This window comes from Chryseobacterium sp. 27AL (assembly GCF_057815395.1).
The window spans coordinates 560,230-585,094 of sequence record NZ_JBYRIW010000001.1; the positions used below are offsets into that span (position 1 = coordinate 560,230).

Here is a 24,865-nt window from a genome sequence, read left to right on the forward strand (position 1 = left end):
TTATTGGTTTATTTTCCATTGATGTGTCTCATCTTCAAAGATTTCTTTTCCCCAGATCGGAAGTTCGTTTTTGATACGTTCAACCACTTCATTGCAGGCAAGTGTCGCTTCTTTTCGATGTTTGGATGAGGTGAATACAAAAAGGCAGATTTCCCCTGTATGAACAATACCCAAGCTGTGATGAATATGCATGCAGGTAAGGTTGTATTTTGCAAAAATCTCTTCGCGTATCGTTGCCATTTGAGTCAGTGCTAAATCTTCGTACGCTGTATATTCGATTGCTTTAACGGTTTTATTGTCAATTTCATCTGCCCGGATCTGGCCCAGAAAAATCTGATGTGCTCCGATTTCAGTTTTCGTGGAATGTTTTGTAATACTTTCCGCGATGAATAAAGGTGAAATAGGAGAGTCCTGAAATATATTTTTAATATTGCTCATTAATTTTTTTATTTAAATGATTGATCCCGCCTTCCAGATGGCTAATCTTGTATTCCGGTCCTAAAATTTCCTGCAAAATTTTCGCTGCGGTAATACTTCTTTTACCGGATTGACAGACAACAATAATATTATGATTGTGGATCTTGTTATAATTTTCCTTTAGCTGAGATAAAGGTATCGAAATATACGGAAGATCAAGCTTTGGATTTTCATCTGGTTCACGAACATCAATCACGACTGTATCATGAAGTTTTGCTGTTTCTTTAAATTCTGAAGGTAAAATATTCTTAATTCCATCATATTCAATTCCGCAGTGAAGCTGATAATTCATATTCTCAAATTCTTCAATGCTGTAAGGGATATTTATATCCGTTAAATTTAACGAAGGTATTTCAAAAACCGCAGTCTGATAATTCATGATATTGATGGTCATTAATTTATTGATCAATGGTTCTCCGATTCCTGTAATTAATTTAATCGCTTCGGCAGCCTGAATAGTTCCTATCACTCCTGGTAAAACGCCCAAAACCCCGGCATCATTACAATCCGGAACTTCTCCCGGCCCCGGAGGTTCAGGAAAAAGATGTCTGTAATGGGTGACAGATTCTTCTTCATTTTTGACATTAAAAACAGCGATCTGACCTTCATACTGATAAATTGCCCCGAATATCAGGGGTTTTTGTAAAATCCTGCACAGATCGTCAAGCAGATAGCGTGTCGGAAAATTATCGGTACAGTCAATAATTACATCATAACCGGATATGATCTTAACGGCATTTTTTGTAGCAATTCTTTCAGGCATTAAGCTGAATTTTACTTCGGGATTCATTGCATTCAGCCTTTCAAAAGCAGCTTCGGTTTTCAGTTTCCCAATGTCATTAGAATTATAGAGAATCTGTCTGTGTAAATTGCTTAATGAAACCTGGTCATCATCCACAATGCCTATATTGCCGACACCAGCTGCAGTCAGATATTGGAGAACCGGACATCCTAAGCCGCCGGCTCCGATCACTAAAACCTTTGCTGAGGCAAGTTTTTTTTGAGCTTCAATCCCGAAACCCTGCAATTTGATTTGTCTATCGTATCGTTCTAAATTTAACATAATTTATCCTCCTGAATACGGTGGCATTAAAGCGACCACGTCGTTGTTTTGTAAAGCTTTGTTTTCTGAAATAATTTTCTGGTTGACCGCAATTCTTACTTTCAAATTTTTCAACTGAGGAAACTTTTCAGTCAGCTGACTAAGCAATTCATCAGTATTTTCGGATTCAATTTCAAAATCCGGACCTAAAATCTCTTTCAGTCTGCCAAAGCTCATTATTTTTACGGTACTCATTTAATCACTTTTTTTAGCTGCATTGTATTATCTTCCGTTATTTTAAATAGTGCTTGATATTAATTTATAGGAAGCCATCAAAAGTACAACAGCAAGTACATATTTCAGACCATTTTGATTTAGTTTTTTTGAGGCTAAATAAGCACCAAGCAATCCTCCTGCAAACGCACAGATGATGTACATCCACATATCGCTTGTAAAGGAAATTTCTTTGGTAAACATTCCTCCCAAACCTGCTATGGAATTAACAAAAATAAAGGCTGCACTGATGGCCGCCGTCTGTTTCTGATTCGTCCATTTCAATAAAATAAGCACCGGAGACAACAAAATTCCTCCGCCAATACCGATCATTCCTGACAATAAACCAATAACACCTCCGAATAGTAAGGATAGATAGATTTTTGGCTCTTTCAGCTCACGGTCATCCGGACTTTTAAAAAAGAAAAAACGAAAAACCGGAAAAAGTAGTAAAATACCTAAGATACGTTTGTAAAGAGTATCTTCAACATGAATCATTCCTCCTACAAAAGCCAGAGGAATAGAGGCCAGAGCAATCGGAATAAAAATGCGGAGTTTAAAATGTCCTCCACGATAATATTGAACAAAAGAAGTGAGTGATACAAACAGATTAAGCACAAGAGCGGTAGGTTTCATTTCTTTGGGCGCTATGCCATATAGAGCCATCAACGCCAGATAACCGCTTGCTCCTCCGTGTCCTACTGCTGCATATAAAGCCGCGATGACAAATAAAATCAGATAAAAAAATTCGACGCTCATTATGTGATTTTATTTTAACAATATAATTTCAACCCGTTCATCTTTTTTACAGCCTTCTGAATCTTCAGGTAAAATCATCAGGCAATTGGCTTCTGCAAAAGACTGAAGACGATAAGATTCCTGTGCATGAAGTGGCGTTACTTTTCCGTTGTCATAAGTTGCTTTCAGAAAATGAGTAAGTCCTGTTTTCTTTTCATACGAAGAAGTTGAAGTTGCATTGGCTTTTTCTGTAATAGCTTTACGTTTCATCATTTTTGAGAGTAAAGGAGCGATATATAAGTAAAAACAGGTCAACGCCGATGATGGATTTCCTGGTAGTCCGAAAACGAGTTTCTCTTCTTTAGTTCCGAAATAGAACGGTTTTCCGGGTTTTTGTCGGATTTTATGAAATTTCTGCTCGACACCACATTTTTTTGTGGCATCAATCACAAAATCATAATCGCCGACGCTCACACCACCTACTAAAATTACAATATCTGTTTTGAAAATTGCCAAATCCAGCGTTTTTTCAACTTCAGAAGGATCATCTTTTACCCAAAAACTTTCAATAGTTTTAATTCCACATTGTTTTAAAACACTTTCCAGCTGATAGGAATTGGATTCATAAACCTGCCCGAAACTTAAATTTTCTCCGGGCTGTACCAATTCGTTTCCTGTAAGAATTAACGAAACGGATGGAGGGGCGAAAACCTTCACTTCTGTACGTCCGATGCCTGCCAGATAGCCGATTGCAGCAGCAGAAAGATAACTTCCGGAACTTATCGCCACACTGCCTTTTTTTGCATCGCTTCCGGCATTTCTTACATGTAATCCTTTTTCGAGTTCATAATCATTAACTGTAAGATATCCGTTTTCAATGAAGGCTTTTTCCTGCATAACGATCGTATCTGCACCTGATGGAAGCGGCGCTCCTGTAAAAATACGGCAGGCAGTTCCTTTTTCAAGATGAAACTGTTCTGTCGATCCGGCCTGCATTTCACCTGCTATTTTTAACTTTACATCTTTATCTTCAAAGCGGATTGCGTAGCCGTCCATCGAAGATTGCGAAAAATTCGGAATATCGTATGCTGAATGGATATCTTCAGCAGTGGTGTATCCGAATGCTTCTTTCAAAGGAAGAATCTCGTGTTTGCTTTCCGGGGTGTTTTGTTCGATTATTTTTTCTGCTTCCTCTACGCTTATCATGCTTTAGTTTTTAAATGATCATAGTCTGACGGGGTGTCGATATCAATTTCGCCTTTTGCAAATGCAAACGTTTCGACGTCTTCCATATTCTGCCGGATGATTTTTTTTGCACCCTGTTCACCGGTAAGTTCTATTAATTGTTTAAAATATTTTTTAGAAAATAAAGCCGGAACGCCAACCGTATCGGCATATGTAGCGGCAACAATTTCCTTTTGGGAAGTGTCTTGTAACTGCGACATTTTCAAAAATAACTCACCGGTAAGGTAAGGCTGATCGCATACCGAAATAAAACATCTTTCCATTTCAGGAAAATGATCTGATAAGGTTTTCAGTCCTGATTTTATCGACGAGGCCATACCTGATTCCCAATCTTCATTAATGGCGATCAATATATTTTTATCTTTAATAGTTGAAGATATTTCATCGTGATTTGCTCCTAAAACCAAAATAATCTGATCTTTATCAAATACTTCAAGTGCAGTATCAATGATTCTTTCCAGAAAGGTTTTTCCCTCATAGCTTAAAAGTTGCTTTGCAGATCCCATCCTCGAAGAATTTCCTGCTGCCAGTAATATAATTCCTGTATTTTTCATTATCCGCCAATATTGATCATGCTTCTGTTCTGAATGATGGAAGTATTTATTTTTTCAAATTGTTCATTCAGTTGCCCGCCCTGCTTCTTCGCTTTTGACCAGACTGCAGACTGTATGATCGGTAAAATATCCTGACCGTTTCGAAAAGGGGTCAGAAGATCGGTTTCCTGTTTTGAAAACAGACAGTTTTTTAATTTGCCGTCTGCTGTTAGTCTTATCCTGTTACAGCCACTGCAAAAAGGCTCGCTCATTGTACTGATGATCGAAAAACTTCCTTGGTGCCCCTGAATTTTATATTGCTTCGCTGTATCATGAAAACCGATAGGCAGCGGAATAAAATCGTATTTTTCTCTGATGATATTCAAAATGTCTTTTTGTGTCATCACCTGATTGCTGCTCCATTTATTTCCGCTAAAAGGCATAAACTCGATAAACCGAACCTCTACAGGATTATCTTTTGTAAAAGCTATAAAATCTGAAATCTCATTATCATTGATATCTTTCATTACGACAACATTGATTTTGGTTTTTATAGTATGCTGCAGTAAAAGATCAATATTTCTTACAACCCGGTCAAAATAATCACGGCGGGTTATCTTTAGAAATTTTTCCTTCTGTAAAGTATCAAGGCTGATGTTAATGCTGTGGAAATTTGCCTGAATAATCTCAGGAAGCATATCATCAATACGAATACCGTTTGTGGTACAGGTTAATTGGACAGGCAGTTTACCTAAATTCCTGATGATCTTTGAAGCATCTTTTCTTACGAATGGCTCGCCACCGGTGAGTCTTATTTTATTAATGCCCTGTTTTACAAATAGTTTTGCTATGGTATCAATTTCATCGATTTGCATCAGTTTTGAATGTGGTGTAAAATCATAATTTTCTTCCGGCATACAGTAGAAGCACCGCAGGTTACAATTGTCCGTCAAAGATATCCGCAGATAGTTATGGTTTCTCCCGAATTGATCTGTTAGCATAATTTTTTCCTTATATACTGAGAATATCAGTATGTATTTTTTCCGGTTTATCCCGTAATGATAAACCCTTTTTCTGGCTCAAGACCGCTTTGATCTCTGCAATTACTGAAATGGCAATTTCTTCCGACGTTTCAGCACCAATATCTATTCCAACAGGACCATAAAGTTTATTTAATTCTTTTTCACCGATATCAATTCCTGAACTTTTAAGATCATCCATCATTCTGTTGAACCTGGTTTTAGGCCCCAATAATCCTATATATTGTATGGGCTGATGGATGATGAGTTTCAGCAAAGCGAGATCATAATTATAATTGTGTGTCATCATAACAAAAACCGTAGACTCATCAATTTCGATTGCCTTAATGATTTCTTCCGGCGTTGCAAGTAATACTTCATCTGCGAGAGGAAATCTCTTTTTCAGAGCGTGCGTTGATCTTCCGTCTGCAATTACTGTTTTCCAGCCTAAAATGGAGGCAGTGTCTACCAGAGGCTTAACATCATTTCCAGCTCCTGCAATGATCAGTGTTGTTTGTGGAGGAATGTATTGAAGCAAAATTTCATTCGATGAAAGTCTGGTCAGTATATTTTGTTTTTTTTCTAAAACTTCTGAAGAAAAATTCAGCAGTTCTCTTTCTGAAATAGAACTTGAATCCGACAAAACAGTATTTTGATTTCGTACCAATCCAACGGTTCCGGTCTGTTTGCTTCTTTTTTCCAGTGAAAATAGGGTGGTGATGACAGATTCACACCTGTTTTCAATTGTTTTCTCTAAAAGAGAGATCGGATTTTGAGAAGAATTTTCATCAATGTATTCAAAAAGAATATGTACGATTCCATTACATCCCAACTGGACACCAAATTCCACATCATCGGGATTACTGGTGTCATAAGTGATAAGCTTGTTGTTTTTCTGATGGATTGCAAGTAATGCCTTTCTTAAAGCATCTCCCTCCAAACATCCGCCACTGATGGCGCCGGTGAGTTGTCCGTCTTCGGTAACCAGCATTCGTGCTCCGGCCTGCCTGTAAGAAGAACCTTCAACCTTTACAACTGTTGCAAGAGCTGTTTTTAACCCATTAATCTGCGCTTGTTTATAAGCTTTTACAATATCATTGATCTCTTTCATCAGAAAACATTTTTATGGATTAATAATTGTTTTTTAATTTTAAGTATGATTTTTGTTGAATTAAAATCATTAAAAAGTTATTATCTATTCAAATTTACATAAATAATATCTGTTTTTTTCGCATCTTTAATCGAAAACAGTAATATTGGTATATAAAACTGTAATTTGTATCATCGATTTGTAATTTTATTTATTGATATTTGTTAGAACCATATCCGTATACAATTATATTGATTTAAAAAAATATTTTTATGGAATTAAAAGGACAATACAGTAGGAGGAACTTCCTCAAGGTTTCGGGATTACTGGCTGGTTTTATGGCTATTCCGTCGTCGGTAAAAGCTTTCTATCAGGACGTAAAGCAATATCTTGTTCCCAAGAAAAATGTATCCAGGCTTACCTTATCCATTAATAAAAAAAGTCATACCCTCTATGTTGACACCCGTACTACCTTGCTTGACCTTTTAAGGGAACAGCTTAATCTAACAGGATCAAAAAAAGGTTGTGACCACGGTCAGTGCGGTGCCTGTACCATACACATTGACGGTGAAAGAGCATTGGGTTGCCTTACCTTGGCAGCGATGGCCCAGGGAAAAGAGATTACTACGATTGAAGGTTTGGCAAATGGTGATGAGCTTCATCCAATGCAGAAAGCGTTTGTGGAATGCGACGGCTTTCAGTGTGGATATTGCACGCCAGGTCAGATTATGTCTGCTGTTGCCTGTGTAAATGAAGGCCATACAGGTTCTGTGGAAGAGATTAAAGAATATATGAGCGGCAATCTTTGCCGTTGCGGAGCGTATAACGGTATTGTTCAGTCCATTCAAAAAGTTGCAGCCCGATGAGACCATTTAATTTTGAAAAAGTAAAATCTACAGCTGAAGCTTCTTCAATGAAATCAGCAGGCGGTCAGTATATCGCAGGCGGAACGAACCTGGTAGATCTGATGAAGAAAAATATTACTCAGCCGGAAACCCTGATTGATGTAACAATAGCGTTGTCTGATACGGTAAATCATCAAAATAACATATTGCAGATTGGAGCAATGGCTAGCAACAGTAAAGTAGCAAATAATAAAGATGTTGTTGAAAAATTTCCTCTTATTTCAAAAGCTATTTTGGCCGGTGCATCACCTCAGATCAGAAATATGGCGAGCTCAGCAGGAAATTTGCTACAGCGTACAAGATGTCCTTATTTTTATGATATCACAACACCTTGCAACAAAAGAAAACCCAACAGCGGGTGCAGTGCGCTTAATGGAGCCAACCGAATGAGTGCCGTTGCAGGATATAATAATCAGTGTGTTGCCGTACACCCTTCCGATTTCTGTGTTGCTCTGACAGCTCTTGATGCAACTGTGACAGCACAGACAAAAGATCAGAAAGAAGTTAAAATACCATTTAAAGATTTTCATAAATTACCGGAGAACACACCCTGGATCGATAATAATTTGCCACAGGACGCTGTTATAACCAGTATTGAAATTCCGGATAATGCTTTTGAAAAACATTCTGCCTATGTAAAAGTAAGAGACCGGACCTCATACGTATTTGCATTGGTTTCTGTCGCAGCAGCACTGGATCTTGACGGAAAAACAATAAAAAATGCACGTCTGGCATCAGGAGGAGTGGCACACAAGCCATGGCGTTGGTTTGAAGTGGAAAAATTTCTGAATGGCAAACGCGCTACAACAGATGTTTTTGAGGCGGCAGCAAGATTGGCAACCAAAGATTTGAAACCCTTATCCGAAAACGGCTATAAGATTCCAATGCTTCAGGGAGCTATGGTAACAGCATTGCAAAATTGTGTAAATCAATAAGGTTAGGATATATTAAAAAAGTAACAATTATGGGATTACTCGAATTACTGAAAATTAAATCCAAAAGACCCGAAGGACGTGTTGAAGGAGTCGAAAAAGTTACCGGAAGCGGTAAATATGCTGCTGAATATGAAGTGAAAAATATGTGTTATGCCGTGTTGGTAAACAGTACAGTGCCTTCCGGTAAAATACAATCGATATTGGTTGATAAGGCTAAGGCGGTAGAAGGTGTTATTGATGTGATCACACATTTACACAAGCCTTCGGTTCCTGGTCTGGCGACTGAAGAAAAAATTAAAGAAGCAAAATTCGGATTACCGATTTTTCATACTGATAGAATATTTTTTAAAGGTCAGCCTATTGCAATGGTCATTGCAGAGACACTGGAAGACGCAACTTTCGCAGCTTCATTGGTAGAAGCTGAATATCAGAAAGATAATTTTAATGTCGATTTTAATTCTGCAAAAGAATCCGTTGCTTTAAAAGCAGAAGGTAAAGAAAGAGGAAGCTTTGACAGTTGGCAAAATTTACCTTTTATTATAGATCAGCAATACAATATTAAGGCAGATGTGCACAACCCAATGGAAATGCATGCCACAATCGCCCATTGGACGGGAAATGATACGTTGCGTCTTTATGATAAAAACCAAGGCGTAAACAATGTTCAGAAAACGTTTGCCAAATTATTTGAACTTCCTGAAAAAAATATAGAAGTATTCAGTGAATTTGTAGGGGGTGGTTTCGGATCCGGATTAAGGGTCTGGCCTCACGTTTTGGCTTCAGTTATGGCAGCAAAGCAGGCTGGGCGCCCTGTAAAACTCATGCTTACCCGTCCGCAGATGTTTGCGGCTACCGGATATAGACCAGCTTCCTGGCAGAGAGTCAAAATAGGATCTGATCAGTCTGGGAATTTTTTAGGAATTCTACATCAGGCAAAGAATGAAACTTCAGTGTATGAAAACTTTAACGATGGTATTACCCGCGTTACAAGATTAATTTATAAGTTTCCCAATTTAAAAACAGAAGCAGCAAATGTCCCTTTAAATTTAAGTACACCAACCTGGATGCGGGGCCCGGGCGACTGTACCGGAGTATTCGCTTTAGAGTCGGCAATCGATGAATTGTCTTATAAACTTAAAATGGATCCAGTTGAATTAAGGTTAAAGAATATCTCCCTGGAAAAACATCCCGATTCAAATCTGCCATGGTCTACTCATTTTCTTGATGAAGGATTAAAGAAAGGTGTTAAAATGATTGGATGGAATGCCAGAAAATCAACCCCTGCCACCGTCACTGATGGAGATTGGTACATTGGCTACGGAATGGCTGTCGGAATGTGGAATGCAGGAAGGAGAGAAGCAAAAGCAGCGATTGTCATGCGTAAAGACGGAAACATTGTCGTACAGACCGCTATGACCGATATCGGAACCGGGACAGGAACTGGAATGCAGAATATTGCCCACGAAATTACCGGAATTCCAAAAGATAAAATCAGCATAGAACTGGGAAATTCAGCGCTGCCTCCTGCACCAAGTCAGGGTGGAAGTACAGGGCTGTCTTCCGTGAGTGGTGCCGTGTTTGATGCAAGTAATCAGCTAAAACAGAAGCTGGCAGAATATGCATCGTCGGTTAACCAAGGCTTTAAAGGAACTGTTCTGGAAAATATTTTTCTGTCGGATAAAGGTATCAGTTTAAAAAATAATTCAAAAGCCTTTGTTTCTTACGAAGAATTGTTTGAAAAGAATAATCTTACTGAAGTACGTCTTGAAGTAGCATCAAAGCCGGGAAGTGAACGTGAAAAATTTGCGTTCTGTTCATCTGCGGCACATTTTTGTAAAGTGCGTGTCAATAAGCGAACCGGAAAAGTGAAAATAGAAAAGCTTGCCGTCGTGGGAGATGGTGGAAAAATCATCAACACGCAGGCAGCAGCAAATCAGATGTCCGGAGCTGCGGTTGGCGGAATCGGTATGGCTTTAATGGAAGAAAATCAGATCGATGCAAAATTAGGTACACTCATCGGTAATGATCTTGCTGGATATCATTTTGCCGTAAATGCCGATGCACCTATTATTGAGGTTGAATTTATTAATAAACCCGATCCAAATATCAATCCTTCAGGTGCCAAAGGTTTGGGAGAAGTGGGAATTATTGGTACGGCACCGGCAATAGCAAACGCAATTTATAATGCTATCGGTGTACGGATGAGAGATTTACCGATTACCCCCGATAAAATAGTAATGGAATTATCTCGCTGATAAAGTCATATCTTAAACTATACAATCATAAATATTCTGTATCGCAATGGTACAGGATATTTTTTATTTATTAATAATCGATTCTTATTTAGATTGAATATATTTTAATCAATTCAGTACGTAATATACCACATAAGACCTGTTTTTGCGAATAACGGTTTCCTTTTTGTATCATAACCGATAACCAAATTACAGATTTATGTCAAATACTGGAAAACAATCTATTACACTAAACGTAAATGGAAAGGAACACCATCTGGATGTACTTCCCTGGGTTTCACTTCTTGATGCTCTACGAGAAAATCTGCATTTTACAGGAACAAAAAAAGGCTGCGATCACGGTCAGTGTGGAGCATGTACGGTTTTGATCGACGGAAAGAGAGTTTTGAGCTGCCTCAGTCTCTGTGTAATGAAAACTGATGCGGAAATTACAACGATAGAGGGCGTTTCCGACGGTGAAAACCTGCATCCTGTTCAGCAGGCTTTTATCGATCATGATGCTTTTCAATGCGGATATTGTACTCCGGGACAGATCTGCAGTGCCATAGGATTATTAAATGAAAATAAAGCAAAAACCCGTGAAGAAGTTCAGGAACTGATGAGTGGTAATCTTTGCCGATGTGGGGCGAATAAAGGAATAATTAACGCTGTACTATCAGTAAAACAAGGTATTTATGAATAATTTTTCCTATACAAAAGCGTACAGTGTTGATGAAGCAGTTTCATTGACAACTATAAATGAAGATAACAAAATCATTGCCGGCGGTACCAATATTATCGATCTGATGAAGTATTTTGTTACTCAAGCAGAAACTTTAATCGATATTAATAAAATTGAGAGAATAAGCGATATTTCTGAACTGAATGATGGAGGAATTCTTATTGGTGCCTTGATGACCAACGCCGACACGGCATATCACCCACTTATTGAAGAAAAATATCCGCTGCTTTCAAAAGCGATTTTGGCAGGAGCTTCGGCACAGATCAGAAATATGGCGACTAATGGTGGAAATCTGTTACAGCGCACAAGATGTTATTATTTTTACGATATCCATACGCCCTGCAATAAAAGAACTCCCGGATCCGGATGTTCTGCCATTAAAGGATACAACCGTATTCATGCTATTTTAGGTCACAGCGATAATTGTATTGCTGTTTTTCCTTCGGATATGTGTGTAGCATTGGCTGCTTTGGCTGCAATTGTCCATATATCGGGACCGGATGGAGAACGGACATTAGCATTTTCCGATTTTCACAGGCTTCCGGGCGATACTCCGAATATAGACAATAATCTGAAAAAAGGTGAAGTCATCACCGGGATTGAACTGCCTGCGAATGGATTTTCAAAAAATTACTCTTATCTGAAATTGAGGGACCGAAGTTCTTATGCATTTGCATTGGTTTCGGTTGCAACAGGTCTGGAACTTGAAGGTAGAATGATTAAAGAAGCAAGAATTGCGCTGGGTGGTGTTTCTCACAAACCCTGGCGTGTACAAGAAGCTGAAGAATTTTTATCAGGCAAGGAGGCAAATGCAGAAAATTTTGCTTCCGCTGCTGATATTATTTTAAGGGGAGCCATAGGTTTTGAACATAACAATTTTAAAATTAATCTGGCTAAAAAAGCTATCGTGAGAAACTGTATGATGGCGCTTGACCCATCTTCTCAGAGACCGGGTGCAAAACCTTCTTTATAATATTTATTCTTAATGCTAATTAAAATTTTATGAAAAATACACCATCTGTCGGGCAACCCATTAATCGTCTGGAAGGTCATCTGAAGGTGACAGGACAAGCAAAATATGCCGCGGAATATGATGCTCCCGATTTATTATATGGATATATCGTAAACAGCACGATCACAAAAGGTAAAATTAAGACCATCGATACATCAGAAATAAAGAATATGGAAGGCGTTGTTGAGGTTTTTACCCACGATAACAGACCTTCGACTGCCTGGTTCGATTTTCAGTATGCCGATATGGATGCTCCTCCGGGAATTGTTTTTAAACAGCTTAAAGACAATGAGATTAAATACAATGGTCAGCCCATTGCTTTGGTCGTTGCAGAAACCTTTGAAATGGCTCGTTATGCGGCAGCAAAAATTAAAGTAATTTATGAAGAAGAGGATTTTGAAACAGATATGAAGGTGAATCTTGAAAAGGCACGAGATCCTAAAAAAGGTCTGGCATCACTGCTGAAACCGCCTCCACCAAAACCTACCGGTGATTTTGAAAAAGAATATGAGAATTCATTTGTAAAAACAGACAGTCACTTCAGTCACGGAACCGAGCATCACAATCCCATCGAAATGTATGCTTCCACCGTAATTTACGAGGGTAAAGATAAACTGACCATCTATGACAAAACCCAGGGAACCATCAATTCACAAATGTATGTTGCGAATGTTTTCGGGCTTAAACTGAAGAATGTACGGGTCATTTCACCATTTGTCGGTGGTGCTTTTGGATCAGGTCTTCGTCCGCAGCAGCAGCTTTTTATGGCGGTAATGGCGTCATTAGCACTAAAGCGAAATGTTCGGGTAACCCTTGATCGGACACAGATGTACATGATCGGGCACAGGCCTCCGACGTTGCAACATACCAGGTTTGGTGCTGATAAAAACGGAAAAGTAAATGCTATTTATCATAAAGGAATTGGTGAAACTTCGCAGTTTGAAGATTATGTGGAAATTGTTGTGAATTGGGCCAATATGCTGTATCCCGCAGAAAATACCCTGCTCGAACATCAACTTGTTCCGCTGGATGTTTACAGCCCGCTTGATATGAGGGCACCCGGAGGAAGCACCGGAATGCACGCTATTGAAGTAACGATGGATGAAATTGCTTACCAATTAAATATAGATCCGTTGGAATTGAGACTTATCAATTATTCAGAAATTGATAAGAGCAGCGATAAGGAATATTCAAGTAAGGAGCTCAGAAAATGTTATCTGGAAGGCGCGGAAAAATTCGGATGGAATCAGAGAAATCCTGAACCCCGAAGCATGAAGCGAGGAAATAAGCTGGTCGGCTACGGAATGGCAACCGGAATTTGGGATGCCAACCGTATTTTGGGCCGTGCAGAAGCAATCATGACTGCTGATGGCAAAGTAGAAATAAAAAGTGCTGTGACCGACATCGGAACCGGCACGAAGACAATCATGACGCAGATTGCAGCCGATGAACTTGGACTTCCAATTGAAAATATTACATTTTCATATGCTGACAGTAAGATGCCGTTTGCTCCTATTCAGGGTGGGTCGTTTACTACAGCAACCGTTGGACCTGCCGTACAAAATGCCTGTCAGGCTTTGAATAAAAAACTTTTCAAAAAAGCAAGAGACTTGGAAGGGTCATCATTTAAAAATGTCAAATTCAGAGAGGTTATTTTTAAAAATGGTTTTATCATACTTAAAGAGCAGCCTGAAGTACAGATTGGTATTAAAGAAATTTTAAAAGCAAATGATGGAAAGGCTGTTCGAACGACCAATTCTGCGATGCCTAATCCTTTGACCTATGGAAAAAAAGCAAGGGCGGTTCACAGTGCGGTTTTCGTTGAGGTAGAAGTAGATGAAGAGGTTGGAACTGTTGAAGTGAAAAGAGCCGTTACAGCTGTAGCAGCAGGTAAAATTATCAATCCTAAAACAGCAGAAAGCCAGGTTTTGGGAGGAATGATCTGGGGAATCAGCAAAGCGCTGCACGAAGAAACCATACTCGATCATCAATTCGGAAGATATATGAATGCCAATCTAGGGGAATATCATATTCCTGTACATGCAGATATCCATGATCTGGAAGTGATATTTGTAGAAGAAAATGATTCTTTTGTGAATGATTTAGGCGTTAAAGGAGTCGGTGAAATCGGTGGAGTAGGAATGCCGCCTGCTATTACAAATGCCATTTTCCACGCTACAGGAAAGAGAATTTACGACCTTCCTATCCATTTTGACAGGTTAATTTAATTCATTTTAAAGTTATATCTTAAGGATCATTAATCAACATATACCGATTTAAAAATATGAATCACGTCACTTGTTTTTGTGATGTGATTTTTTATGAATTAATATAATCATAAAACTGACTTTAGAATTTAGTTAAAAAACCAGTATTTATACTGAAATAAATAATATTAATTTCCTTTATATTTGTTACTTACCAGCTAAATCACATAAGAATAGTAAATGAAAATTTTGCACTGATTTTATCAATTTTAAGATCAGGAATATACATGACAGTACTGTTTAATTTTCAGGCTTATTTTAAATTATAAAAACAATAATCATGGAGACCAGAAACCATTACAAACGGGGCGTAATCCGAAAAGCCATATGAGTAGGAAATTAAAAAAATATATTATGGCCCAATTTCAATTAGGAGTGTCCTTAACTTTTTTAAAAAGAGATTTAGCTTTAATGGTTCAAAGTACTGAAAAGAAGATTTCAGGTACACCGGGAAAAGATATTATTGTTAAAGAATATCTGCTTATTCCAAAAACGGTTCAATCATCAAATTATGTAACCTACAGTGAATTAAAAGATGATTTTAATAAAATATTTGGTAAGGATTCTAACGAGGCTACAGGTAAAATCGAAAATCAATTAGAGCAACAAAGCACTGAAAAAGACACTTTTGACATTGATAAGATTCATTTTTATTTAAAGACTGCTTATTTATATAAAAAGGCATATTATATAAAAAAAACAGCAACGGAATCAGAAAAAGAGTGTGATGAAAGTGGAAATGAGTTAGCGGATGAAAAAAAAGCAAAATGGGAATATGCATTATCAATCAGCATCGACAGCAAGGATTTCTTTTCAGAATTTGAAACAATATCTATTAACTCTGTAAATTTTTCCATCTGGAATACAGACCGCACTGTCGTAAAGAAAATGATGACATTGGGAACAACAGATGAGATCTTTAAACAGTTAGAAGAATCCAGCAAGTAATTATGCCCGCTATACTTCCTCTCCGGATAAATGCTTTGTATCTTGAGTCGCCTCAGCAGGTAATTGGCCAGGATATCCGTTTTGAAAATGTTCCCTGGATGAATGCAGAGCATGATGTTTTTGAAAATCCTAATGTACCTTTAGAAACGAACTCTATTATCCCAAGACCATTCTCCTGGGATAATGGCATTTATCTGGATGAGGGAGTCCATGTTCATTTTATTCTGCCTTCCTGCTTTAAAAAATTTGATGATAAAGGAACTCTTCCTAAAGCTCCTAACCGTTGGTACGTAAAAAGAGAACGAGACGGTAAAGAATGGATTGTTGAAAGTGACTATATCTGGAATATTAATGATCCGGAACTCGATAAGAATATTACTTGTACTTATGCAGAAGAAAAGGGAGATGATTTTCAATTTAAATATGTCGGAAGAAAATACAGGTTAGAAGAGTGGCTCGATAAATCTAATGCTGAAGGTAATTATATAAAAAATCTCAGTGCTTTAGGCTGGGGAAGTTTTTCATTTGATATCCATTACCCGAATTGCAGAAGCGTATTTGGTTTTTATGACGAAGAAGGTATGGTAAACGATGCTTACAGTGTTGTAGGTTGGGTAGAGGCTTATGGACAAGTTATTTCTGAAGAATACATCGTTGCGGGTAAATTTCAGTTAAAACCAGATACCTCAGATCAAAATGAACAATCATTTGATATTGCCATCGCCAATACGTTGCCGGAAACACTTTCTGCACTGATTATCAATGCTAATAATCCGAATTTGTCAAAGCAGGATCTGCAAAAACAGGAAGAACAGATTGCCTCAATCATCAATTTTGACGAGCTGAAAGATTTGAACCTGGATTGGATTTCCAGATTGAGACATAAGCAGCATGAGCAGCAGTTTAATAAAACTTCCGGCACTACCCAATATATCTTCAATATTGTAAGTAATGAGCCTGAAAATTCGGTTCAGGAATATGATTTTGATATTAATCTTTTGGATTTTGAGTTTAGTAAGAATATTGCCAATCTGTATGCAAACATCAGGGAAAGATTAAACAGGCTGGACCAGTCTGAATTATCAGATGAAAACATTCTCGCTATTTGGGAAGGAATAAGCTTTCCGGATCTCACCAATATTTCTTTTAATGAATCTCTGGAAGATGAGCTGGACACCATCAACAGAATACTGAATAATTATGAGTTGGATACTTTCAGGCTCCAATCTAAAATTGAAAGTTTATATCTGCACTGGTCTACTTATCTGAACGCTTTATTCTTAACAAAAGATAAAAACATCAATAAGCTTAAAGAAGATTTAAAACTATTAATTTCTCAGATTAACATATTAAAGAAAAAGCTGAAAAATACCGAAACTAAGATCGCAAATTTAGAAGCTTTATTTTCTGAAAAAATATCCGGTTACTACAATAAATACGGTGATTATGAAATCATTACATTTTTAATGAAAGCGCAGCAGTCGGGTGATCCTGTTGATCAAAAAGAATTTCAGATTCTGCTCAATAAGAGATACAAAACTAAAATAATCTTATCTAAAAAAAGCAGGACAGACTACTATAATCCGTTGCCTCCCAGTATCATTATTTCGTCTCCGAAAAAGAATAATATATTTAATCTTTTCGACAATCCATTGGCTCCGAAAGAAGTTAAATCGACTTTATTTGATGCTAATCAGAAAGAAAGTTATCAGCATATTTTGGATCAGATTAATGATTTTCAAGAAATAACTGTTAATCAATGGTATACGTACAAAGTAGAATGGGAGAGTTCATTTTTACCTAAAAAGGAAGGTCATTATCTGGTCGCAGATAAAAGATTTAATGAAAATTTTTTACGGGATACTTATATTTTAGATGAGCTTAATGCTGATCTGATCAAAGAATACAGATTAAATGACGTCGCATATATGCCCAATCCCAATATCTATTATGGGCATTCTTTTGTAAGCAATACGGTTCAGGAGTATGTAAAAGAAAAATTAGAAAAAAATATTGCCAGGATTGATGAAGCAGATAATGCTCCATTGATAGAACGGATGAAGTTTTTTTTGCAAACATTGGAAGGCACTTCATTATTTGAATTAACGCTTTCTGATTTCAATAATTTAATGCTCCAAAGGAGTAATGGCTTATCGGTTATACCGCTGATTCCTAACGGATTTAAAGATCATAAGGAAATTGCAAAAAGTATAGAAAGTTTGTGTAAAGAATATTTTAACAACTTAAATCTTTTAACCCCCAACCGATTGTCAATTTTCAATCCGTTCCGGAATGGGGCTTTTAAAATGAACAAGTTCAGGGTTATTGATTCTTTTGGAAGGGACAAAATCATAAAGCCTGGAAAAATTTTAACAACCCACGTGCAAAAAATCGAAAATAAAGATAACTGGGTCATGCTGCCACCGAGATATCTGCAGTCTGCGGCCTTAAGTACAAGATTTAACCGAACAATAACAGACAACAAGAAATCTCCTGTACTTGGCTGGATGGTTCCTGTTTATCTGAATCAGCGTATCGAATTTTTTGATGCTCATGGAAAACATTTAGGAGCGATAGATACCGAAGGTCAGTGGGAATCTTCGCCTTTTGATATTGAAATAGCTCAGGAAAATACCGGATATAAATCGGTTGTAAAAAATCCTCATCTTAAAAGAATCATTCACTGGATGATAGAACGAATTTGTAAATCGAATAAAAAAGATCAGTTCATTAAAGAACTGCAAAAGACGATGGAGCATACGTCACCAGAAGATTACGCCAATCCCTCTCTGTTGGAAACGATTTCTTCTGTTCCTATAGCCATTACCTTAGTGAATATCAATGTATTTACCAAAGGTGAAGCACTTTATGATATTAATTATTCGGAAAATATCAGTATCAATACGTATGACAATCAGAGGAAATATGATAAAGTTAAAATTCCGATGTCAATTGGTGATTTAAATCAGTACAATGACGGAGTACTGGCCTACTGGCATTACAATCTCAAAGAAGAAGATAAAGATTCTGATGAAAAATTAGGTTTAAAATATCTGGAAAGTAAAATTTATTTTAATAATGATGTCAATAAAAAGATAGCTAATCACCCGTATTCGCTGAAAGATTTTTTAAAAGAAAACCCTATTGACGGCAGGGAAAAATGGAACGAAATTGAAAGTAAGCCTTTGATCAGCTCTTCAATTAATTATAAACCTCAGGATAAAGAAAGTTATCTGGCATTAAATGACACTTTAAGCGCCTGCCAGAGATACGTTCTGATGCATCCAAAAGGTAATTTAAATATCAAAACCGGGATTTTGCCGGAGAAAGCCATAAAGTTACCGTATAACAGAATCAAAAATGCTTTAAAAAGGATTGAACTGACTTTATTAACGACCCCCATTTTAACGCCTAAAGAAAATCTTCAGATTTCCCTGGCGAAGGATAACCGTTATGAATGGTCATGGATTGAGCTGGAAAAGAAAAACAAAAAAGAGCGTTTATCTGTAAAAAATCCACCGGTCAAAAAGCGTATCACTCAAAATCTGGCGATCGATTTCAATAAAAGTATAGAGGCAGAAGCTTATATGCAGACTTTATTATTGGATTTAAAAAATGATGGTCTCCTGGTTGATGAATTGTCAGCATTTTTTCCGGGTGAAAAAATCTATTTTATCAATAAAGAGGAATTTGAGAAAAAGAATGAAGCCGGACGGGATCACATAAGATCTGGATTTATTAATCGTGAGGTTTCTAGTCAAATATTTAAAGATGAGAATGTTAAATCAAAAAAAGTAGCATTTGATTTTAATAATTTCAAAAATAAAAAATATACAGCCCTTAAAGAATTTCTTATCAGGGAAAAATATGTCATTCAATCTGAAACAAACTTGTTGAATAACGAAGTGTATTTTATTGATTTTGAAAAAATAAATGCATTACAGATAAAAAAACAAGCTGCTTTAAATGACTTCGAGAAAGATATCATGGATTTATTAGCATTAAAAACGTCTAATAAAGTAATAGATCTCAAAGAAATGTTTACGAATTTATATGTCTTTAATGCAGAAAATGCTTCTCTGATGATGAATGATCAGTTTAAGCAATCCCTGATGAGTAAAAAGATTGTTCAGCAAGATGCTTTTTATCCCGACGACCATATCTATTTTATAAATATTGGTGAATTGGAAAAGATTAAATTAAAAGAGCACCCGGACGAATATGAAAGCATATTATTAAAACTGATAGAAGAAAAGTCTCAAACCATTCTGCAGATCAGTGATTTTAACACAAATTCCGGGAGTATTCCCATTCTGGTTTTAAAAGAAGGGTGGCTATCCATAAAATCGACTACATTTTAAACATCATGGCAAAATTATTATATTATTTTCCATTAGATAATTTAGTGAATAACGAAATTATTAACAACTATAAAAGTCAGGTTCAATCGAGTTTAGAAAATAATAATCTTGAGGTTGATTTTGATGAATACAAAGGTTCTTACCTGAATTTTAAAGATGAAAGTAAACTGGAACTGACATTCAAAAAAACAGTAAGTAAAGGAGGGACTTTGATTAATTTCTTTTTCAATTACAATAAAAAAAATAATAATGGTTCTATCAACCTCATTACGATGGGGGAAAAAATATTGAGTGTTATCAAATCCAACAACAGAAATGCGATTTCTTTTAAAGACAGTATTAAAGTCAATGACGCTGATTTTAAGATCAGGGAAAACCATTGGTTCAACGGTTCTGTATACTTTGATGATTCGGGTAATGTTGATCTCTATCTGACCGATGAAAATTTTTTACTGCACCGAAAAGCTATCATCTCAATTAATACTAATTCTGCTGAAGATCAGAATATTATGGTCGGTGGAAATAAAGAAGGGGATCAGCTCAGGATTGCCGATCTGTCGATTTATGGCGATGTCACAAAAGATGAAATTGAAAATATGATTAATAAAACCATAGCGCAACATCTTACCCTGTTGTCAAAATCTGCTGTAACCGATACGGTAACTTTCAAGCTTACCAACAGTAGTGAATATGATAGTTTAATTATTGAAAATGAACAGCTTCCTCTATCCTTCGAATTTTTCCCAGGCGATATGACGCTCGAAAAATATGATCGTTGTATTGCAAAACTTAAAGTAAAAAAAGGATTTTTTAAATATATTTCAGCAAATAATGATACCCAAGAATCTGATGAGCTTGATATTCCTTTTGATCTTAAAAATCAGCAGGCTGGTAACGGAAGTTTAACGGCAGTGCTGGACGGTGTATCCATTATCAACCGGTTAGAGCAGGAAAGGGTATTGGTTCAGCTGGAAATGTATAATCTCACGCTCACGAAAGATGACTTTTCTACAACGTATACCAAATCTCAGCCTTTTATTATTGATAAAGTGTTTGAAGTCATAGATTTACGGGGTGGAAATGAATGTCCGTTTGATGTATTTATCCTTGGAAATGATACCTTAAACAATGGGACAGAAAATAATACTCAGACGATCAAGATTTTAATAAACAATATAACGGATGCAGATCTGAAATTTTCAGATACCAGTGGTTTCAGGATGAGCGGTAATTTTCTCACGATACTGGAAAGTGATGTGCAGCAAACTGCTAATTTAAAACTGAAAGAATTTCAATCTTTTCGTGATATTTCGACTAAACCCAGATCGACAGGAAATGACTTTTTATATTATCAGAATGAGTATGTATTAGGTAAAGAAGAGTCCATAATCTTGGAGATTTCGGGATTGAAAGCTAAGCAGCCAACCCCTGCAAATCCATCCGGTGCTTATCCTTTTTATCTGGAATACAAGAACATTCCGGGGTATAGAAACGGAAAAGTCAGGTTTTATATAAAAACAGGTAAAATGTTCTATTCACTTTAAGTTTTAAACTATGTCAGAAAAATTAAATATACATGAATTTGAAGCCAGTCAGGCAAAAGTTGACAAGTTAACTGTCAATACTTTAGATTCGCAAAATGCTGTAATCAATGCGTTGACAACCGATATGATCAAGCTTAAAAATCAAATCGAGCTGTTGAGCAGTGAATTGACGATTGTAAAGGGTTCAAATGAAATAATGAAAATCAGTTCAGAAAAAACAGAAATTGAAAATAATCTGTATGTTAAAAACGAACTGGTTTCTTTACCAATAGGCACTGTAATCGCTTTTGCCGGAAAAAATATTCCTGACGGCTGGTTGATTTGTGATGGAGGCTTTACTAATGAGCATCCAAAATTAAAGGAGATCATAGGAGATCGTGTGCCTGATTTAACAAGTAGATTTATTATGGGTCTGTCAATAAAAGACAATCTAAATTTAGAATGGAAAAATAGGTATGCGGGCAGTTTTTCAGTACAATTAAGAGAAGAAAATCTTCCTCCTCATACACATATATTTTCATATAATACTGAATATTACCAATACAAATTCAGTAGATATGATAAAGATTCCGGATTTGGAAAAACGACAACAACATTAGACGGGTACACTGAGATGAATACAAGAAATAGCTATAGCGAAAAAACAGCACATAATGAAAACTTTAAATCCTTACCTATTGATATAACTCCTCCGCATTTTAAATTATTATATATTATTAAAGCAGAATAATATTAAATCAAGCACTTCTTCATGAGTCCTAAAAGTTTAAAAACCAATATCCAGCTCGAGCTCGACGTCACAATAAAAGAAGTTGACCTTACAATCACAGGAAATGTTATCAGATTAAATGATGATATTTCCGTAACGTCGTTTGCTGGTAAGCTACCTGATGTTTCAAAGAATATCTCTAAACTTTTAGCGGATGAAGATGAGACTAAAGATCACATCGCTCCTTTTCTCCCTGATGAGCTGAATTTCGGCATTTATAAAATTTCAAATGATAATGAAAAACTGACCGCTTTTCAGTTGGCAGCAAGGTATTCAAAGCTTAAATTAAAAGGTATTTTTTCTGATCAATTTAAACTGTTTTCAGTATCCATAAAAGAAGGAGTCAGTTTTGCGAAAATGCCTTTGGTTGGAGAGTATCTTAAAGATTATTCCATTTCTGCCATAGAGCTGGTATATCTTTCTCAAAAAGGCGGACCGTCAAATAATGAGCAACTCAAATTAATCAATACGTCCAAGAAAAATTTTGTCGACAATAAAATCTGGTTAAACAAAGAAAAACTCTCTCTGTCTGCAGGATTCAATGCAGGTATGATTTTTAAAGATGGGAATGAAGAGCAAAAAATCACCTTTCCCGGTTTTGATCTGAAAGGCATAAAAGTTCCTGGTTTACCTGTTTCTGATTCAGGATCTTCAAAAAAGGAAAATCAGGGTAAAGCAGGCAGTATTCAAAAAGAAAATGGTAAAAAGAATTCGTTAGTACAAATCCATGAAGTAAAGCCCTCCATCGAAAATAATATCATCCATTTTTCTGTATCAGCAGATTTTAATGTGGGACCCTTCGGCTTACAGCTTGTCGGATTAGGGATTCAGGTTCCTTTTACTGTTTTTCAGAATTTCAGCCTCGAAAAATTATGGCAGGAAATTCAATTTACCTTAAAAGGACTGGCAATTATTTATGATACGCCAACGCTTTCCATAGCAGGTGCGTTTTTAAGAGAAACAAATAACGGGACAGAAGAATACAATGGTTTACTGACCTTCAGACTTGGTAAAATTGAAATCATAGCCATCGGATCTTACATTAAAACACCGAGCTATTCTTCATTGTTCGCATTTGGATATTTGGGGATTCCGATTCCTGTAGATCCTGCTTTTTATATTCACGGATTTGCCTTGGGATTTGGGTTAAACCGAAACTTTATAATGCCTGATATCACCGAAATTCCTGATTTTCCGCTAGTCAAAATCGTTCATCAGGGAGGCTTAAAGCAAGGCGATTCTATTAAGAAGATTTTTAATGATTTAAACCGTTATCTTCCCGCCAGTGAGAATACCTATGTAATTATAGCAGGAATTAAATTTGATTCCTATAAGATGATTTTTACCACAGGGATATTGGCCATTGCTTTTGGAAACAAGACTTCTTTAAATCTTTTAGGCTTATCAACAATGAAGCTGGAAGGCGTTTACAATTTTGAATTTGCCTTTTCCATGCGTGCCGATTTAGATGAAGGAACCTTTTTAGTGCGGGGTCAATTGACGGATAACACCTATGTATTGTTGCCCCAGCTGAAATTAACAGGCGGCTTTGCGCTGGGAATGTGGCTGAAAGGGGATGTTGCCGGCGATTTTGTATTTACGTTGGGAGGCTATCATCCTGATTTTAAGGTGCCCACTCATTATCCAAATAATACTCCTCGTTTAGGATATAGTTTTAATTTAGGCTCCGTTCAGTTCTATGGCAAAGCGTATTTTGCTTTAACGCCAAGCTGTATTATGGCAGGTATTGCGGGCGGTCTAAGTCTTGTGCTTGATGGAAGTGTGGTTTATGCTGAAATTGGAGTACTCTTCAGTGCAGATTTTATTATTTCATGGAAGCCATTTTATTACAAAGCAGAGGTATATGTACAGATTTATGCTAAAATAGTCGTGGATGTATGGCTCTTCAGTATTAATCAATCTTTTAATCTCACAGCTAAATTAAATCTCGAAGGACCTGATTTCAGAGGACTGGCAACTTTTAAAGTCGCGGGATATGAATTGGAAGTGAAATTCGGTAATCATCATAAACTTGTCGATAAAACGTTAAGTAAAGAAGAATTTATAGCTGCTTTTTTACCGGACGCCACTAAAATACTTACCTGCAATATAACATCAGGGATCATAAAAAAAATAAAAAATGCAGATGGAATTGAATCTGTAGTCGTTAATCCGAAAACTTTTGCACTGGAAATTTATTCGGAAATTCCGATAACTGAAATTGATGGAGATCAATTGGTTACCAGAGAATTAAACCCTGAAAATATTTATCCGGTATATGCGGCATCTCCGAGATTGCAAAATAAGATCAGTTTATCAGTTGATGGTGCAGCCCATCATTTCTTATCCTTTACAGGTTCTCCTATTTTAAAATCAGTTCCTGGATCGATCTGGAATCACTCCAATACAATTCCGGATAATCAGGAAATATTATCAGATCCTAAATTATTGAAAGATATATGTAAAGGGGTTCGTTTGGAATTTTCTAAAGTAAATTCTAATATTTACCCGGTAATTATTTCTTTATATGATACTTGTGTTAAAGATTATAAGAATAGCTTTATGGCCAGCGAAATAAAGCACAAGCAAAGTTCAGCTATATTGAATGGCAGTGTCATGAATCTTTTTGAAATTCTGGATGAAGATGAAATAGATTATACCGACTTAGAAAACACTGTTGATGTTTATAAATACAAAAGGAAATCTTTAGGAACATATCAAATCGCTTAAA

At 36.6% G+C, this 24,865-nt stretch carries 19 protein-coding genes; 11 read left to right on the plus strand and 8 right to left on the minus strand.

Going from position 1 to position 24,865, the window contains the following annotated elements; genetic code table 11:
* Genes AC3WV0_RS02365 through AC3WV0_RS02400 form a run of 8 tightly spaced genes read right to left on the minus strand, consistent with a single transcriptional unit; the run spans position 1 to position 6,438 of the window.
* Positions 1 to 438 (minus strand): molybdenum cofactor biosynthesis protein MoaE, encoded by a 438-nt coding sequence (locus tag AC3WV0_RS02365; protein WP_488843654.1) that lies wholly within the window; start codon positions 436 to 438, stop codon positions 1 to 3.
* A complete protein-coding gene (gene moeB / locus AC3WV0_RS02370; RefSeq protein WP_488843656.1) occupies positions 425 to 1,540 on the minus strand; it encodes a molybdopterin-synthase adenylyltransferase MoeB in 1,116 nt (371 codons plus the stop codon). The genes AC3WV0_RS02365 and moeB overlap by 14 nt, the downstream gene beginning before the upstream one ends.
* A 3-nt stretch (positions 1,541 to 1,543) precedes the next feature.
* A complete protein-coding gene (locus AC3WV0_RS02375) occupies positions 1,544 to 1,774 on the minus strand; it encodes a MoaD/ThiS family protein (RefSeq protein WP_488843658.1) in 231 nt (76 codons plus the stop codon).
* A gap of 42 nt (positions 1,775 to 1,816) precedes the next feature.
* Positions 1,817 to 2,551 (minus strand): sulfite exporter TauE/SafE family protein, encoded by a 735-nt coding sequence (locus AC3WV0_RS02380; RefSeq protein WP_488843660.1) that lies wholly within the window; start codon positions 2,549 to 2,551, stop codon positions 1,817 to 1,819.
* A 9-nt stretch (positions 2,552 to 2,560) separates the two neighbouring features.
* A complete protein-coding gene (locus AC3WV0_RS02385; RefSeq protein ID WP_488843662.1) occupies positions 2,561 to 3,736 on the minus strand; it encodes a molybdopterin molybdotransferase MoeA in 1,176 nt (391 codons plus the stop codon).
* On the minus strand, positions 3,733 to 4,329 hold the full coding sequence (locus AC3WV0_RS02390) for a nucleotidyltransferase family protein (RefSeq protein ID WP_488843664.1): 597 nt from the start codon (positions 4,327 to 4,329) through the stop codon (positions 3,733 to 3,735). Before AC3WV0_RS02390 ends, AC3WV0_RS02385 begins: the two co-directional genes overlap by 4 nt.
* Positions 4,329 to 5,309: a GTP 3',8-cyclase MoaA gene (moaA, locus tag AC3WV0_RS02395; protein ID WP_488843665.1), complete on the minus strand. Its 981-nt coding sequence runs from the start codon at positions 5,307 to 5,309 to the stop codon at positions 4,329 to 4,331. The genes AC3WV0_RS02390 and moaA overlap by 1 nt, the downstream gene beginning before the upstream one ends.
* Positions 5,310 to 5,319: 10 nt before the next feature.
* Positions 5,320 to 6,438 (minus strand): XdhC family protein, encoded by a 1,119-nt coding sequence (locus tag AC3WV0_RS02400; RefSeq protein ID WP_488843667.1) that lies wholly within the window; start codon positions 6,436 to 6,438, stop codon positions 5,320 to 5,322.
* A 251-nt stretch (positions 6,439 to 6,689) separates the two neighbouring features.
* Here AC3WV0_RS02400 and AC3WV0_RS02405 point away from each other — a divergent pair, with 251 nt between their 5' ends.
* From AC3WV0_RS02405 to AC3WV0_RS02455, 11 genes are all read left to right on the plus strand, one after another.
* Positions 6,690 to 7,283: a (2Fe-2S)-binding protein gene (locus AC3WV0_RS02405; protein ID WP_089998804.1), complete on the plus strand. Its 594-nt coding sequence runs from the start codon at positions 6,690 to 6,692 to the stop codon at positions 7,281 to 7,283.
* Positions 7,280 to 8,257, plus strand: a complete 978-nt coding sequence (locus tag AC3WV0_RS02410) for an FAD binding domain-containing protein (protein ID WP_488843668.1) — start codon at positions 7,280 to 7,282, stop codon at positions 8,255 to 8,257. The genes AC3WV0_RS02405 and AC3WV0_RS02410 overlap by 4 nt, the downstream gene beginning before the upstream one ends.
* A gap of 29 nt (positions 8,258 to 8,286) precedes the next feature.
* Positions 8,287 to 10,512, plus strand: coding sequence for a xanthine dehydrogenase family protein molybdopterin-binding subunit (locus AC3WV0_RS02415; RefSeq protein WP_488843670.1), 2,226 nt, complete (start codon positions 8,287 to 8,289; stop codon positions 10,510 to 10,512).
* Positions 10,513 to 10,711: 199 nt separating this feature from the next.
* On the plus strand, positions 10,712 to 11,194 hold the full coding sequence (locus AC3WV0_RS02420; RefSeq protein ID WP_488843672.1) for a (2Fe-2S)-binding protein: 483 nt from the start codon (positions 10,712 to 10,714) through the stop codon (positions 11,192 to 11,194).
* Positions 11,187 to 12,206, plus strand: a complete 1,020-nt coding sequence (locus tag AC3WV0_RS02425; protein WP_488843674.1) for an FAD binding domain-containing protein — start codon at positions 11,187 to 11,189, stop codon at positions 12,204 to 12,206. The genes AC3WV0_RS02420 and AC3WV0_RS02425 overlap by 8 nt, the downstream gene beginning before the upstream one ends.
* 29 nt (positions 12,207 to 12,235) lie before the next feature.
* Positions 12,236 to 14,473 (plus strand): xanthine dehydrogenase family protein molybdopterin-binding subunit, encoded by a 2,238-nt coding sequence (locus AC3WV0_RS02430; protein ID WP_488843675.1) that lies wholly within the window; start codon positions 12,236 to 12,238, stop codon positions 14,471 to 14,473.
* Positions 14,474 to 14,839: 366 nt separating this feature from the next.
* Positions 14,840 to 15,460, plus strand: coding sequence for a hypothetical protein (locus AC3WV0_RS02435; protein ID WP_488843677.1), 621 nt, complete (start codon positions 14,840 to 14,842; stop codon positions 15,458 to 15,460).
* Positions 15,461 to 15,462: 2 nt separating this feature from the next.
* On the plus strand, positions 15,463 to 19,821 hold the full coding sequence (locus tag AC3WV0_RS02440) for a coiled-coil domain-containing protein (RefSeq protein WP_488843679.1): 4,359 nt from the start codon (positions 15,463 to 15,465) through the stop codon (positions 19,819 to 19,821).
* 5 nt (positions 19,822 to 19,826) lie between these two features.
* Positions 19,827 to 21,365 (plus strand): hypothetical protein, encoded by a 1,539-nt coding sequence (locus AC3WV0_RS02445; protein WP_488843681.1) that lies wholly within the window; start codon positions 19,827 to 19,829, stop codon positions 21,363 to 21,365.
* A 10-nt stretch (positions 21,366 to 21,375) separates the two neighbouring features.
* Positions 21,376 to 22,095, plus strand: a complete 720-nt coding sequence (locus AC3WV0_RS02450) for a tail fiber protein (RefSeq protein ID WP_488843683.1) — start codon at positions 21,376 to 21,378, stop codon at positions 22,093 to 22,095.
* 21 nt (positions 22,096 to 22,116) lie between these two features.
* The gene (locus AC3WV0_RS02455) at positions 22,117 to 24,864 is read left to right on the plus strand and encodes a DUF6603 domain-containing protein (RefSeq protein ID WP_488843685.1); all 2,748 of its coding nucleotides are present in this window, start codon (positions 22,117 to 22,119) and stop codon (positions 24,862 to 24,864) included.
* Position 24,865: the final 1 nt, after the last annotated feature.